General features: G+C 66.5%; 17 protein-coding genes. 7 read left to right on the forward strand and 10 right to left on the reverse strand.

Going from position 1 to position 13023, the window contains the following annotated elements:
* Positions 1-62 precede the first annotated feature (62 nt).
* Positions 63-458, reverse strand: a complete 396-nt coding sequence (locus tag XH93_RS26530) for a hypothetical protein (protein ID WP_371815123.1) — start codon at positions 456-458, stop codon at positions 63-65.
* Positions 459-693: 235 nt separating this feature from the next.
* On the opposite strand from XH93_RS26530, the gene XH93_RS26535 reads away from it, so the two are divergent.
* The 5 genes from XH93_RS26535 (at position 694) to XH93_RS26555 (ending at position 5115) form a co-directional block, all read left to right on the forward strand.
* Positions 694-1257, forward strand: a complete 564-nt coding sequence (locus XH93_RS26535) for a TetR/AcrR family transcriptional regulator (protein WP_172627915.1) — start codon at positions 694-696, stop codon at positions 1255-1257.
* Positions 1258-1323: 66 nt separating this feature from the next.
* Positions 1324-2442 (forward strand): alkene reductase, encoded by a 1119-nt coding sequence (locus tag XH93_RS26540; RefSeq protein WP_194469750.1) that lies wholly within the window; start codon positions 1324-1326, stop codon positions 2440-2442.
* A 217-nt stretch (positions 2443-2659) separates the two neighbouring features.
* The gene (locus XH93_RS26545; protein ID WP_194469751.1) at positions 2660-3634 is read left to right on the forward strand and encodes a zinc-dependent alcohol dehydrogenase family protein; all 975 of its coding nucleotides are present in this window, start codon (positions 2660-2662) and stop codon (positions 3632-3634) included.
* Positions 3635-3649: 15 nt separating this feature from the next.
* Complete coding sequence (locus XH93_RS26550) at positions 3650-4660, forward strand: NADP-dependent oxidoreductase (RefSeq protein WP_194469752.1); 1011 nt, start codon at positions 3650-3652, stop codon at positions 4658-4660.
* 5 nt (positions 4661-4665) lie between these two features.
* On the forward strand, positions 4666-5115 hold the full coding sequence (locus tag XH93_RS26555; protein ID WP_194469753.1) for a DUF3237 domain-containing protein: 450 nt from the start codon (positions 4666-4668) through the stop codon (positions 5113-5115).
* Between the two features lie 128 nt (positions 5116-5243).
* On the opposite strand, the gene XH93_RS26560 is transcribed toward XH93_RS26555, so the two are convergent.
* Positions 5244-5573 (reverse strand): His-rich protein BRANT, encoded by a 330-nt coding sequence (locus XH93_RS26560; RefSeq protein ID WP_244622339.1) that lies wholly within the window; start codon positions 5571-5573, stop codon positions 5244-5246.
* A 322-nt stretch (positions 5574-5895) separates the two neighbouring features.
* Between XH93_RS26560 and XH93_RS26565 the strand changes: the two genes are divergently transcribed.
* Positions 5896-6438, forward strand: a complete 543-nt coding sequence (locus XH93_RS26565; protein ID WP_139484261.1) for a lipopolysaccharide assembly protein LapB — start codon at positions 5896-5898, stop codon at positions 6436-6438.
* A 109-nt stretch (positions 6439-6547) separates the two neighbouring features.
* Here the strand turns inward: XH93_RS26565 and XH93_RS26570 are convergent, their stop codons facing one another.
* The 8 genes from XH93_RS26570 to XH93_RS26605 form a co-directional block, all read right to left on the reverse strand.
* Positions 6548-7462 (reverse strand): NAD(P)-dependent oxidoreductase, encoded by a 915-nt coding sequence (locus tag XH93_RS26570; protein WP_194469754.1) that lies wholly within the window; start codon positions 7460-7462, stop codon positions 6548-6550.
* Positions 7463-7632: 170 nt separating this feature from the next.
* Positions 7633-7914, reverse strand: a complete 282-nt coding sequence (locus XH93_RS26575; protein WP_194469755.1) for a hypothetical protein — start codon at positions 7912-7914, stop codon at positions 7633-7635.
* 136 nt (positions 7915-8050) lie between these two features.
* Entirely contained in the window at positions 8051-8344 is a 294-nt protein-coding gene (locus tag XH93_RS26580; protein ID WP_194475342.1) for a copper-binding protein, read from the reverse strand.
* Between the two features lie 28 nt (positions 8345-8372).
* Positions 8373-8834, reverse strand: coding sequence for a cupredoxin domain-containing protein (locus XH93_RS26585; RefSeq protein ID WP_194469756.1), 462 nt, complete (start codon positions 8832-8834; stop codon positions 8373-8375).
* A 55-nt stretch (positions 8835-8889) separates the two neighbouring features.
* Complete coding sequence (locus tag XH93_RS26590) at positions 8890-10242, reverse strand: multicopper oxidase family protein (protein WP_194469757.1); 1353 nt, start codon at positions 10240-10242, stop codon at positions 8890-8892.
* A 13-nt stretch (positions 10243-10255) separates the two neighbouring features.
* Positions 10256-11683, reverse strand: coding sequence for a TolC family protein (locus tag XH93_RS26595; protein ID WP_194469758.1), 1428 nt, complete (start codon positions 11681-11683; stop codon positions 10256-10258).
* Positions 11684-11692: 9 nt separating this feature from the next.
* Positions 11693-11989, reverse strand: a complete 297-nt coding sequence (locus XH93_RS26600; RefSeq protein ID WP_194469759.1) for a hypothetical protein — start codon at positions 11987-11989, stop codon at positions 11693-11695.
* Positions 11990-12061: 72 nt separating this feature from the next.
* Positions 12062-12523: a hypothetical protein gene (locus XH93_RS26605; RefSeq protein WP_194469760.1), complete on the reverse strand. Its 462-nt coding sequence runs from the start codon at positions 12521-12523 to the stop codon at positions 12062-12064.
* Between the two features lie 266 nt (positions 12524-12789).
* Between XH93_RS26605 and XH93_RS26610 the strand changes: the two genes are divergently transcribed.
* Positions 12790-13008, forward strand: a complete 219-nt coding sequence (locus tag XH93_RS26610) for a GDCCVxC domain-containing (seleno)protein (protein WP_194469761.1) — start codon at positions 12790-12792, stop codon at positions 13006-13008.
* Positions 13009-13023 lie beyond the last annotated feature (15 nt).

Below are 13023 nucleotides of genomic sequence, written 5' to 3' on the forward strand. Positions count from 1 at the left end.
GGGACCCCCGTCATCGGTTTCGCGCGCAATGGCGGGACTGGCTTAAAATTGCGCCGGCAGCGTCAGCGCGTCATTTTCTCCAGCTCGGCGAACGGCCCGTAGGACGCCCCGCCGCAGGGCTCGGTGGCGTTCTCGAGGATGCGGTCGAGCCGGCCATCGACGAAGACGATGCCGCGCTCGCGCGAGGGGCGGTAATTGCCGTCGGTATCCCTGGCGCTGTAGCGCAGGCAGACAACGTAGCGCAGCCGGCCGCCGACCGTGCGCTGCACCGGCTCGGCGATCGCAGCCTCCCGCACGCCGACCGGATCGTTCAGATAGGTCCGCATGAACGCCAGGATCTGGGCGCGGGAGTTGGTCGGGACCGGCTGGTTGTCCACGCCGCGGTCGCCGGTAAAGGTAGTCGGCCCGCTGCTGTCGTCGCTGGTGAGGCAGCCGGCCAACGGAAGCGACAGCAGCATCGCCGCAAGTTTGGTTGCAATCCCCAGCTGAAATCTCAAGCGTCGCAAGTCCCTGATCCCCGGTGCGGGTCTCTTAAACCGCCGCGCCGTCGAAGGGAATTCGCAACTCGGTTATCCCCGCGGCGTCAGGACCGGCCGGTCCGACCCGCGACCGCCTCGCCGCCGATGCGTCTTCACAGCGCCATTGACGCCCTTAAGACGATCGGTCATATTGAACGCCATGGCGAGACCGAGCGTGAAAGAGAATATCGTCGCGGCGGCACTTGAGACCCTGCACCGGCAGGGTTTCAACGCCACCGGCGTGCAGGACATCACCGATGCGGCAGGCGTGCCGAAGGGCTCGTTCTACAATCATTTCGAGAGCAAGGAAGAACTCGGCATCGAGGTGATCGAGCGCTATTGGCAGCGCGCGCTGGCCGGCCTGGGCATGCTGAACGACGCGAACGTCCCACCCATTGTCCGGCTCAAATCATATTTCCGCGCCCTCGACGAGATCTCCCGCAAGAAGAAGTATGAGAATGGCTGCCTGATCGGCAACATGGCGACCGAGATGTCGGACCAGAGCCGCCCGATCCGCGAACGACTGGCCATCGTGATGGCCGCATGGACCCGCGGCATCGAATCCTGCGTCCGCGAAGCCCAGGCCGACGGCTCGATGCGGCGCGACATCGACGCCAGAATGATCGCCGCATTCCTGCTCAACGCCTGGGAAGGCACCGTCATGCGCAGCAAGGTCGACAAGGACCGCGCCGCACTGGAGGCGTTCGAGACGGTGGTGTTCACCAGCCTCACACGTTGACAACCCAAACCCGCAACACCTTGCTTTGACTGACTTCAATATGACTGGTCATCTTAGGAGCATCCGATGAGCCCTACACTGCACTCTCCCCTCAAGATCGGTCGCCATCAGCTCGCCCACCGGGTAGTGATGGCGCCGCTGACGCGGATGCGCGCCTCCGAGCCCGGTGCGGCGCCGGCCGCGCTGAACGCCGAATATTACGGACAGCGCGCCAGCCAATCCGGCCTCATCATTTCGGAGGCCTCGCAGATCTCCTGGCAGGGCAAGGGCTATCCGCGCACGCCGGGCATCCACTCCGACGAGCAGATCGCCGGCTGGAAGGCCGTCGTCGACGCGGTCCACGCCAAGGGCGGCGTGATCTTCATGCAACTCTGGCACACCGGCCGCATCTCGCATTCGAGCCATCGCAGCGATCGCTCCCTCCCCGTCTCCGCCTCCGCCGTCGCGCCGGCCGGACAGGCGTTCGGGGCCGCGTTCGAGCGCCTGCCCTACGAGCAGCCGCGCGCGCTGGAGACCGACGAGATCCCGGGTATCGTCGCGGACTACCAGCGCGCGGCGCGCAACGCGCTGGCGGCCGGGTTCGACGGCGTCGAGCTGCACGGCGCCAATGGCTACCTGATCGACCAGTTCCTGCACGACCGCACCAACCGGCGCACTGATCGTTACGGCGGCTCGATCGAAAATCGCGCGCGCCTGCTGCTGGAGGCGACCGAGGGCCTGATCGAGGTCTGCGGTGCCGACCGCGTCGGCGTCCGGCTGTCGCCGTTCGGCGCGGTCGGCGACATCGCCGATTCCGATCCGGCCGCGCTGTTCGGCCATGCGATCGAGGCGCTGTCGGCGCGGCGGATCGCCTATCTGCATCTGATCGAACCGCGGGCGAACGCCGGCATCCGCGACGGGCTCAACCTCGCGGCGCCCGCCTCCGTCACCGCGCTGTTCCGCAAGTTGTTCGACGGCCCCTTGATCGCCTCGGGCGGCTTCACAAAGCAGTCCGCGGAAGCCGAACTGATAACCGGCAATGCGGATGCGATCGCGTTCGGCCGCGCCTTCATCGCCAATCCGGACCTGCCGCATCGCTTCGCGATCGGCGCGCCGCTCAATACCCCCGACGCCGGTACCTTCTATGGCGGCGGCGAGCGCGGCTACACCGACTATCCCGCCCTTGTCGCGGAAGGCGTCGCCTGAGGGATGTGAGCTTTGTCGTCATCTACCGCTGTCATCGCCCGGCCTGTGCGCAATCGCGCACATGGACCGGGCGATCCAGTACGCCGCGGCCCCTCGCTTCTATCACTGGCGTCTCTGGAATACTGGATCACCCGCCTGCGCGGGTGATGACATCGAGCAAATTGAGCAAACCAACCCATCATCCTGACTTCGAACAAAAACAATCTGGAGGAAACGCATGCTTGCGGTGCAGGTCGTCGATTACGGAAAACCGTGGGAAGTCGTCAGAACGATGGAGGCCACCGAGCCGCCGTCGCCTCCCGCAGGACAGCTCAAGGTCAAGCTGCTGGCAGCGCCGATCCATCCGGCGGATCTGCTGTTGATGCGCGGGCTCTACGGCAAGCGCCCGTCGCTGCCCGTGGGCATGGGTGGCGAAGGTGTCGCCTCCGTCGTCGATGTCGGCGAGGGCACCGACTTCAAGCGCGGCGACCGCGTCATCATTCCCTACGGACATGATACCTGGGCCGATCATCTGACGATCTCCGCAAAACGCGCGGTCAAGGTGCCCGCCGGCATCGACGACGCGCAGGCGTCGATGGCGATGATCAATCCGTTCACCGCACGCCTGATGCTGACCGACTTCGTCGAGCTCGCACCCGGCGAATTCGTGATCCAGAACGCCGCCAATTCCGGCGTCGGTCGCGCGGTGATCGCGATCGCCAAAGCGCGCGGATTGCGGACGGTCAACGTGGTGCGCCGCCCGGAGCTGATCGATGAGCTGAAGGCTGCCGGCGGCGATGTGGTGCTGGTGGATGGCCAAGACCTGCCGAAGCGCGTGGCCGAGGCAACCGGCAATGCGCCGATCCGGCTCGGCTTCGAAGGCGTCGCCGGCGAGGCGATGCGCTCCCTCACCGGTACGGTCGCAGAAGGCGGCACGCTGGTGGTCTATGCCGGCATGAGCGCGCAGCCGGCGGTGGCGTTTCCGCCGCATCTGATCTTCCGCGACCTCACCATCCGCGGTTTCTGGCTGATCAAGTGGTTCAGATCGGCGGATCCCAGATTGGTCGCCGAAATCCAGCACGAGATGCTGCCGCTGATCGCCGACGGTTCGATCAAGGTGCCCGTCGAGCACATCTACCCGCTGTCGTCGGCCCGCGAGGCGATCAGCCACGCGGCGCGCGCCAAGGGCAAGATCCTCTTTACCGCGTCCTGACCTCTGGAGTTCACGATGCCAGCAAATCAAATGATCCTGCTCAAGCGCCGCCCGGTGGGCATGCCGACCGAGGCCGATTTCGAATTGTCCGAGCGCGGGACGGCCGAGCTTGCCGACGGGGAGGCGCTGGTGAAGACGCTCTATCTCTCGCTCGATCCCTACATGCGCGGGATCATGGACGAGAAGGATTCCTATCTCCCGCCGGTCAAGCTCGGCGAGGCCATGCGTGGCCACGTCGTCGGAATCGTGGTCGAGTCGCGGTCGGCGACGCTCGTGCCCGGCGACCACGTTCACGGCATGGGCGGCTGGCAGCACTACAACATCGCCACCGCAGCGGGCACCTGGCGCAAGATCGATCCGGCGCTGGCGCCGTTGCCGGCCTGGCTCGGGCCGCTCGGCCTGCCCGGCTGGACCGCCTATATCGGCCTGATGGACCTCGCCTCACCGAAGCCGGGCGAGACGGTGCTGGTGTCTTCGGCGGCAGGTGCCGTCGGCACGGTGGCGGGCCAGTTGGCCAAAATCGCGGGCTGCCGCGTCGTCGGCATCGCCGGCGGCCCCGACAAATGCCGCTATGTCGTCGACGAGGTCGGATTCGACGCCTGCGTCGACTACAAGGCCGGCAATCTCATCGGCGACCTCGCCAAGGCCACGCCCGACGGCATCGACATCAATTTCGAGAATGTCGGCGGCGCGGTGCTCGATGCGGTGTGGCCGCGGATGAACCGGCATTCCCGCGCCGTGGTGTCGGGCCTGATCGCACAATACAACCAGACTGCCCCCTCGCCCGGACCGGACTGGAGCACGCTCCTGCGCAATCGCATCAATGTGCGCGGCTTCATCATCTCCGACCACGTCGCGGAGATCCCGAACGCGGTCCAGCAGGTCGCCACGCTGTTGCGTGAGGGCAAGATCAGGACGCGCGACGACATCGTCGATGGCCTCGACAAGGCGCCCTCAGCCTTCATCGGCATGCTGAACGGCAAGAATTTCGGCAAGCTGATGGTGCGCCTGGCCGGTGCGGAGTAACGGCAATGACTTTCGCTGACAGCCTGCCGCCGCCGACACTGACACCGATCTGCGAGGTTCTTGCCGGGATGGGTGAGCGCTTCGCGTTATCAGGCACGCCGCTCGGCGAGCGCGCGGTGTCGGAGGTCAACACGCTCAGGATCAGCGGCCGCCGCCTGAACGCCTCGCTGGCGGGCAAGGCCGCCGCCGACTGGCTGATCGTGGCGCCCGACCGTTCCTTTGCCATGCTCGACGTGCGCTTCACCGTGCGGACCGACGACGATGCGCTGATCTTCGTCCAGTACAACGGCCGCCTGCGCTTCTCGGCGACGGGACCGCACAGGGCCGTCGTCGCGCCGCGCTTCGAGACCGGCGATCCCCGCTATGGCTGGCTCAACAGCCTCCAGGCGATCGGCACCGGCGTGTTCGATCCAGCGGCGCGCCAACTCCGCTACGCCTTCTACGAGGTCGCCTGACCTCGTTCCGTGGCAAAAGCGCAACCGGCCCGCCGCCATTGGGGAAGCAATGGACGGGCGGGCCGGGTCTGACATCCGAAGGACGCGGCGGGGCAATGTGGATCGAACCCGCGCCCTGCGGATCAGATTCAGCCGCGCTTGGCCGGCGCGACGTGCTTGATCGCGACCTTGCCGTGGACGTGGTTGGTCGCGTGCTTCGGCGCCTTCACCTTCAGCATACCCATGTGCTTGTGGTGGCGGTGATGGCGATAGTGCTTGCTGTGATGACCGCCCATCTTGGCGTTGGCGTTCTGCACCTTCGACGGCAGCTGCTCGCTCTTGATCACGGGAGCGGGCTTGGTCGCGGGAGCGGTCTTGGTCGCCGGCGCGGGCGTTGCGGCCTTGCCGGTCTCGGCGGCGAGCGCGGGCGCTGCGATCACGGACATGGCAAGCAGCGCGGCGGAAATCGTCTTGAGCATGGTGGTCCTCCTCTTCGGGATCGAGAGGTGTCCGGCCGGATGGTCGGCCTCGCCGATCAGTGCATGCGACCGTAGCGGCCGCGCACTGAACCCGTTCTGAAGGGCGCAGACGGACTTCATTCATCTGCATGACATCCATGTCATGTTCCGCGGGTGCGACAAGATCGTCAGTGTGACCGGGGTCGCACCAGTGCGACCGGGCTTACCGATCACGGGGAATCGTCGGGGCGGCGGGAATGTTCCGAGACCATGGGTGTTCAAGTCAGCGGGCTTCGGTGTACGATTACCGAGCACGATCAGAAACGATCAGGAGCGACAGAGAATGAGAAAGACACGGTTTTTGACCCTCGCGGTGCTCTCGGCGGCCCTGGTGGCCAGTCCCGTCATCTCGGCCTATGCCGCGGGCGGCGACAATCCGTCACCGCCGGCGTCCGACAGCAACACCAAGGGCAAGAAGTCGAAGAAGGACAGGAGCTCGGCGATCGACGATCAGAAGTTCCTGGCCGGCTATCGCGCCGCCTACGCCACGATCTACGATCGTCACGACTACACGGCCGCGATCGATCAGCTGAAGGCGCTGGGCCAGGACGACCGCGCCGACGTCGCCAATCTGATCGGCTACTCCTATCGCAAGCTCGGCGACTACAAGGTGTCGCAGGTCTGGTACGAGCGCGCGTTGAAGGCCGATCCCGCGCATGTGCGCACCTGGCAGTATTACGGCCTTTGGCAGGTCGAACAAGGCAACCGCGATCAGGCGCAGTATCACCTGAACAAGATCGCCCAGCTCGCCGGCACCAACAGCGATGAATATCGCTCACTCGCCGCGGCGATGGAAAAGCCCCCGGGCACCGGCCTCGTCTACTGAACGATGCGTGAGGTAGGCAAAGGCGCGTAGCGCCGTGCCCACCGTGCTCGCTCCACCAAGCCGGCCAGTCGCCATGACTGCGCCGGCTTTTTGCTACCCATCCTACAGCCTACAGCCTGCGATCGGCCAACGCCGACAGCTTCGCGGCATATGCATCGAGCACGTCGTCCGCGCTATACGCCGGCCGCGCCGCAAAATCGTCGCGCAGGCCGAGCCCTGCCGATGTCCTGAGCCGCGCAGCGGTGGCCTCCGTCATGATCGGCTGCAATCCGATCTCGCGCAGCCCCTCGACAACACCATCCATTTCCACCGCGCGGCGCTCGGCGTGCAGCACATCGGTACGCACGCACATGTCGACGAACTTGCTGTAGCGTGTCGCGTCCATCGGCTCGCAGATGCCGCGCAGCGCCTCGTTGCGCACGCCGGCGAGCGATGCGGCAGTCAGCGCTTCCACGATCAGCGCCTCCATGCCTTTTGTCACCACGCTGCGCAGCATCTTCACCGCCGCCGCCGTGCCGGCCTGCGGACCGGCGAGTTCGATGGTGAAGCCGAGCGGCGCAAATGTCTCGGCGAAGCGCACCGCGCCCTCGCCGGAACAGTATAGCGGCACCGCTGCGCCGTAGATGCTGACCGCGCCCATCAGATTGGCATCGACGAAGCTGCCGCCACGCGCCGCCACCGCGTCGCCGACCAGGCGCTTGGCCCTCGGCGTCGAGGCGTTGATGTCGATCACCAGCATACCCGGACGGACCAGCGCGGCGATCGCCTGGCCGACCGGCACCGCTGTCGCGACCACCACCGCCGAAAACACGACATCGGCACGCGCCATTAGTTCGTGCAGGCTGTCGAGCAGCTCAACGCCGTGCGCCGCGGCCATGCTGCGGAACGCCTCGGGGTATGGCGGATGGTTGGTCTTTCCCTCGCAAAACACCAGCGGCGCGGCTGCGCCTTTGCTGACGAGATGGGCCGCGAAGCACTGCGCTGCCTCGCCGAAACCGACAAAGCCGATCCTCTGTTGGGTCATCGCAACCCTCCGCATCATGCTGAGCGCGCCGATCGCTCGTGCGCGATCGGACAGCCGATACGAGGCAAGAAATGTGCCGGGGGATCGCGCTGCGTAGAATGGGTAGTACGAAGCTGCGAACCGTCAGGCCGCAATCGACGGTTCGGGCGCGCCGCGGCAGGTCTGCGGGTCTATGGATAGTGCTCGTTGCGCCGGTCGGGTTTCGGCCGGTTTGCACCGACGGTGCTGCCGCCGGCATCCGGCTTGGCCGGACGCGCCGCCTGCTCGATCGGCGGGCCGCTGTCGCCGGTCTTCTTGTTGCTGTTCTGGGCTTGGCCCGTCGTCGTCACGTTCGCGCCCTGGTTCGCCCCTTGCCCGGCCAGGACAGGACCCGCCGAGGGACCCGAACTCTGCGCCAACACGGTTCCCGATACCACCAGTGCCGCCATCAGGATTGCCGCGTTGAGTCTCATGGAAGGGGTCCTTCTGCGCAAGATGCACAGCAACGCGCCAGCGCCGATCGCGTTCCCAGACGCGGCGCCGGCGCGGCAGAGTTAATGCTGCCCTAACGGCGGCCGCAGCCCGGAGGACCGGCGGCCGCCGCCGGCCTCACCTCGCCTTCTGGATTTTGGTGACGGTGTAGCCGGCATCGCCTCCTTCGGCCTCGAACTGGACCTTGTCGCCGACCTTGACCTGCTTGAGCAGGCCCGGGTCCTTGACGCGGTAGACCATGGTCATGGGCTCATCCATGCCGAGGCTCTTGGCCGGGCCGTGCTTCAGGGTGATCTTGCCGGCGCTCTCGTCGATCTTCTTGACCTCGCCGCTGATCGGCGCGGCCTGCGCGAAGGCCGAGCCCAATGCGAGGGCGAGCATGGTGGCGGCAATCCGGATCGTCTTGTTCATCATGGCTGGTCTTTCTGTTCGCTGGTTGTCATTTCACGACGACGCGGCCGGTCATGCCGTAGTCGCGATGGTCGGGGATCAGGCAGGAATATTCGAACGTTCCGGCCTTGGTGAATTTCCAGACGATCTCCGCGGTCTTCTTCGGCGCCAGCCGCACGCCATTCGGATCGTCATGCTCCATGTGCGGATGCTTCTTCATCACTTCGGCATGCTTCAAATTCTCCTCGGTGGTGGCGAGCAGGAATTCATGATCCTCGGTGCCGGCGTTGCGGATCACGAAGCGGATCTGCTCGCCGCGCCTGACCTCGACGCGGAACGGCGTGAACTCCATCTCCTTCATCTCGATCTCGACCGTGCGCGACGGCTTGCTCGGATCGCCGGGCTCGCCGGCCGAATAGGTTTCGTGACCGTGTTTTTCATGACCGCGCGAGGCCGCCGCGGTGACCGACAGCGCAAGGAGCGCGATGCCGATCCTGGTGAAGTGATTCATGGTTTCTCCATTTGGGTTTGATGTTTGCTGTTCGTGAGACGACGGTTTCGATGCACTACATCTTCATTCCCTTCATCGATGGCTTGGCCTTTCGCTCGGGCGCAGGCGGCGGCTGCCGCGCGGGCTCGGCCGGCGCCTCGACCTCATAGGCGACGGTGCCGGGCGGGTGCTGGTACGGACCGGGGTCGGCGTAATCGTCGCGCGCGAGCCCGTCGCGGATCTTCATCACCGTGAACATGCCGCCCATCTCGATCGGCCCGAATGGTCCGGTGCCGGTCATCATCGGCAGCGTGTTGTCGGGCGCCGGCATCTCCATGTTGCCCATCGCCATGCCGGTCGATCCCATCACCATCGCATCGGGCGCGAGCTTGCCGACCGCCTTCGCCAGATCCTGGCGCGACACGCCGATGAGATTTCTGACGTCATGACCCATCGCGTTCATGGTGTGGTGCGACTTGTGGCAGTGGAACGCCCAGTCGCCCGGGTTGTCGGCGAGCATGTCGAACGCACGCACCGCGCCGACCGGCACGTCGGTCGTGGTCTCCGGATATTGCGCACTCTCCGGCACCCAGCCGCCGTCGGTACAGGTCACCGCGAAATTGTGCCCGTGCACATGGATCGGATGGTTGGTCATGGTCAGGTTGCCGATCCGCACCCGTACTCTGTCGCCGAGCCGGATCGGCATCGGATCGATGCCGGGATAGACCCGGCTGTTCCACGCCCACATGTTGAAGTCGGTCATCTCGTTGACCTTCGGCAAATAGGTGCCGGGATCGATGAGGTAGCTGCTCATGATGAAGACGAAGTCGCGGTCGACCGGGCGGAACGCCGGATCGCGCGGGTGCACGATGAACATGCCCATCATGCCCATCGCCATCTGCACCATCTCGTCGGAATGCGGGTGGTACATGAAGGTGCCGCTGTGCTTCATCTCGAACTCGTAGACGAAGGTCTTGCCGGGCTTGATGTGCGGCTGGCTGAGGCCGCCGACACCGTCCATGCCGCTCGGCACGATCATGCCGTGCCAATGCACCGTGGTGTGCTCCGGCAATTTGTTGGTGACGAAGATGCGGACCTTGTCGCCCTCGACCGCCTCGATGGTCGGGCCCGGCGCCTGGCCGTTGTAGCCCCAGAGATTGGCCTTCATGCCCGGCGCGAACTCGCGCACCACCGGCTCGGCGACGAGATGGAATTCCTTCCAGTCGCCGTTCATCCGCCACGGCAGCGACCAGCCGTTGAGCGTCACCACCGGCCGGTAGTCCGGGCCGCTGGTCGGATGCAGCGGCGGCTGCATCACCGTCTTGTCCATGGTCGGCGCCTCCGGAATCGCGGCGGCCTGCACGCGCCCGCTGACTGCGCTTGCGGTGACCAGCGCGGCGGTCCCCAAAAATCCACGTCGTGAATACATCGGCTGTCTCCGTTCAGTGATCGCCGCCGGCCGCCGACTGTGCGGACGAGGCGATGGCAGATGGTGTCGAGGGCGCGGTGGCCGCGGCGCCGCCGTTGATCGCGGTCTGCAGGTCGGATTGCGCGAGCCAGAAATCGCGCTTGGCGTCGATCGCCGCGCGCAGCGAGGCAAGGCGCTGCCGCGCCTCGGTCAGCAGCGCGAACACGTCGACCTGCATGCTCGAGAAGCGCAGCTGCATCTCCTCGGTGACGATCTGGCGCAGCGGCAGCACCTCGCGCTGGTAGTGGCTGGCGATGTCGTAAGCCGAGCGGTAGACGCGGTAGGCGTCGCGCGCCTCGGAGCGGACGTTGACCGCCTTCTCGGTCAGGCGATTCATCGCCTGCCGGTAGGTCTCCGCCGCCTGGCGCACCCGCACCTCGCCGCCGTCGAAGATCGGGATCTGGAACTGGACGTCGAAGCCGCGCTCGCGAAACGGCGGGCTTTCCGGATCGTGCGTGCGCTTGTCGATCCCGGCGACGTCGAGCAGCGTGACGAAGCGCGTCGCCTCGGTGAGGTCGAGTGTCTTGGCGAGCGCGACGAGGTCCATCCGCGCAATCTGCAGGTCGACGCGATGGCTGACGGCATCGACTTCGATCGACGGCTGCTGCCGCGGCCGCCGCGGCAGCGCCGGCAGTGTGTTCGGGATCCGGAAGCCGAGGTCGCCGTCCCACAGCCCCATCAGCCGCGCCAGCCGCTCGCGCGCGCTCGCGGCATTCTGCCGCGCGCTGGCGAGGTCGGCGGTGATCTCGGCGTAGAACACCTGCTCGCGGGCCTGGTCGAGCTTGTTCATCGCGCCGGTCTCGCCGAGCTTCTTCGCAAGCTGCGCGGTCGATTCGGCGGTCGCCTTGGCGTCGGTGAGCAGCACGACCATCTCGCCAGCGGCAACGGCTGCGACATGCGCGCGCCGCACCTCGGCAGCGAGCCGCAGGGTGGCGAGCGCGGCGCGCAGCTGCGCCTGGCGGAACCGCTCGCGCGCGATCTCGGAACGCGCCGGCAGCGTCGCCAGCGCGAGGATGTCGCCGACCACCTGGCGCTCGACCTCGCTGGCGCCGTTGCCGGTGATGCGCGAGATCGAGAACACCGGGTTCGGCGGCAGGCTTTCCGCGACGAGGTCGGTCTCCGCCAGTGCCAGCTCGCCATAGGCGGCCTGCAGGCCCTTGTTGTTGAGCAGCGCGACCTGGACCGCGGCATCCGCCGTCAGGTTGCGCGCGAGCAGCCGTTTCACTGCAGCGTCAACGGTTGCGGCCTCGTCGGCGGAACGCACGAAGGCGACGTCCTTGCCGATGGCCCGCTCGGTCACGTCGGAGACGACGCCCATGCCGCGGTCCGCCGAGAACGAGGCGCAGCCGCCAAGCGCGGATGACGCCAGCAGCAGCAGCGGCGCGATGGTGCGATGTCGCATGGCGCCCTCCTACTGATTCGGTTTGGCCGGCGGCGTCACGCCGTCATTGCGCTCGCGCCACGGCAGCGGCGTCGCAGGACGCAGGCTGTCGTAGGGCGCGATGGTCGAGCGGTAGCCGACCCCGGCGGTGCGCGCCGACGGCTCCGCCGGGTGGCCGGCCGCGACGGTTTGCCTGCCATCGGACATGCAGCCGGCGAGCGCCGCCGCCGCCATCACGGCGGCCGTCCGCGTCAGGAAATAGAGTTGGGTTCGCCGGCCACGCCTTGTGGCCACGGCGGCGAGCTTCGCCCCGAGATGCGACAACATGGATCTGTCCCGATCATCAATGAATCACAGGCCGCGCGCGATGCGCGCTCGCGGCCACGACTTCAGCGATGATCAGGCGATGGGGGGACGATAGAGCCGCGCCGGCGCCTCGCTGCGCAGGCCCTGAGAGGCCTCGGCGATGCGCGTCGCGATCGGATGCAGCGGCGCGGCAACCGACGGAAGATCGGCCGGCAGCGCCGACACGCACATCATCGCGCAGCACGGCCCGGGCGAACTCTTGCCGTCGTGGTCGTGCTTGGCGGGGATATTGGCATGGCTATCGGCGGCATCGGCCAAGTGATGCTGAGGCTGAGGCTCATGCTGATGCATGGCGGCGTGATCATGCGCGGCGCCGCCGTCGTGGACCATCGCCACCGGCATCTCATGCGCATGCACCATGGCGACCGGCTGGACCTCGTCGGTCACGCACGGAAACGGCGCGCCGAAGGCCAGCGCGAAGGACGGCGCGAGGACGCAAAACAGATAGGCCAGGATGATGGAACATCCCGCCCGCATCCGTCCCGACCTGTTCATTCGCACCAACACGCGCCCTGCGCCTCCGATCGTCCGCAACCTAGCTGCAAATCGGCCCGCTGCAAACCGCCGTGAGCTATATACCCCCACAGGGTATTGTTCAATCCCGCGAATTCGCGTCGATACAAGGGAACTGCATCAAGGGAACTGCATCAAGCGAACGGCACCACGATCGCGCCACACCACTTCCACGGCACGCGCGATCCTGCAAGGATGGTGACGTCACGGCTCCCGGCCGGCGCGCCGGCAACATCATCCGGCGTCGCATGCAGTTCGTCTCGACCCTCATTTGGCCGGCTTGCGGATTTGCCGCCGCCGAGACCATGCCGACCGATGCCTGCCAGTTCTTCTACGATTGCAAGGGCTGCGGCAGCCGTCTCAAGCCGAAGGCCGGCGATTGCTGCGTGTTCTGCTCCTACGGATCGGTGCCCTGCCCGCCGGTCCAGACCGCAGGACGCTGCTGCGATCAGGCGCGACCGGCCTGAACGCAGCAGCTTTGG

The organism is Bradyrhizobium sp. CCBAU 51753, assembly GCF_015291565.1.
In the GTDB taxonomy this organism is placed as follows: Bacteria; Pseudomonadota; Alphaproteobacteria; order Rhizobiales; family Xanthobacteraceae; genus Bradyrhizobium; species Bradyrhizobium ivorense.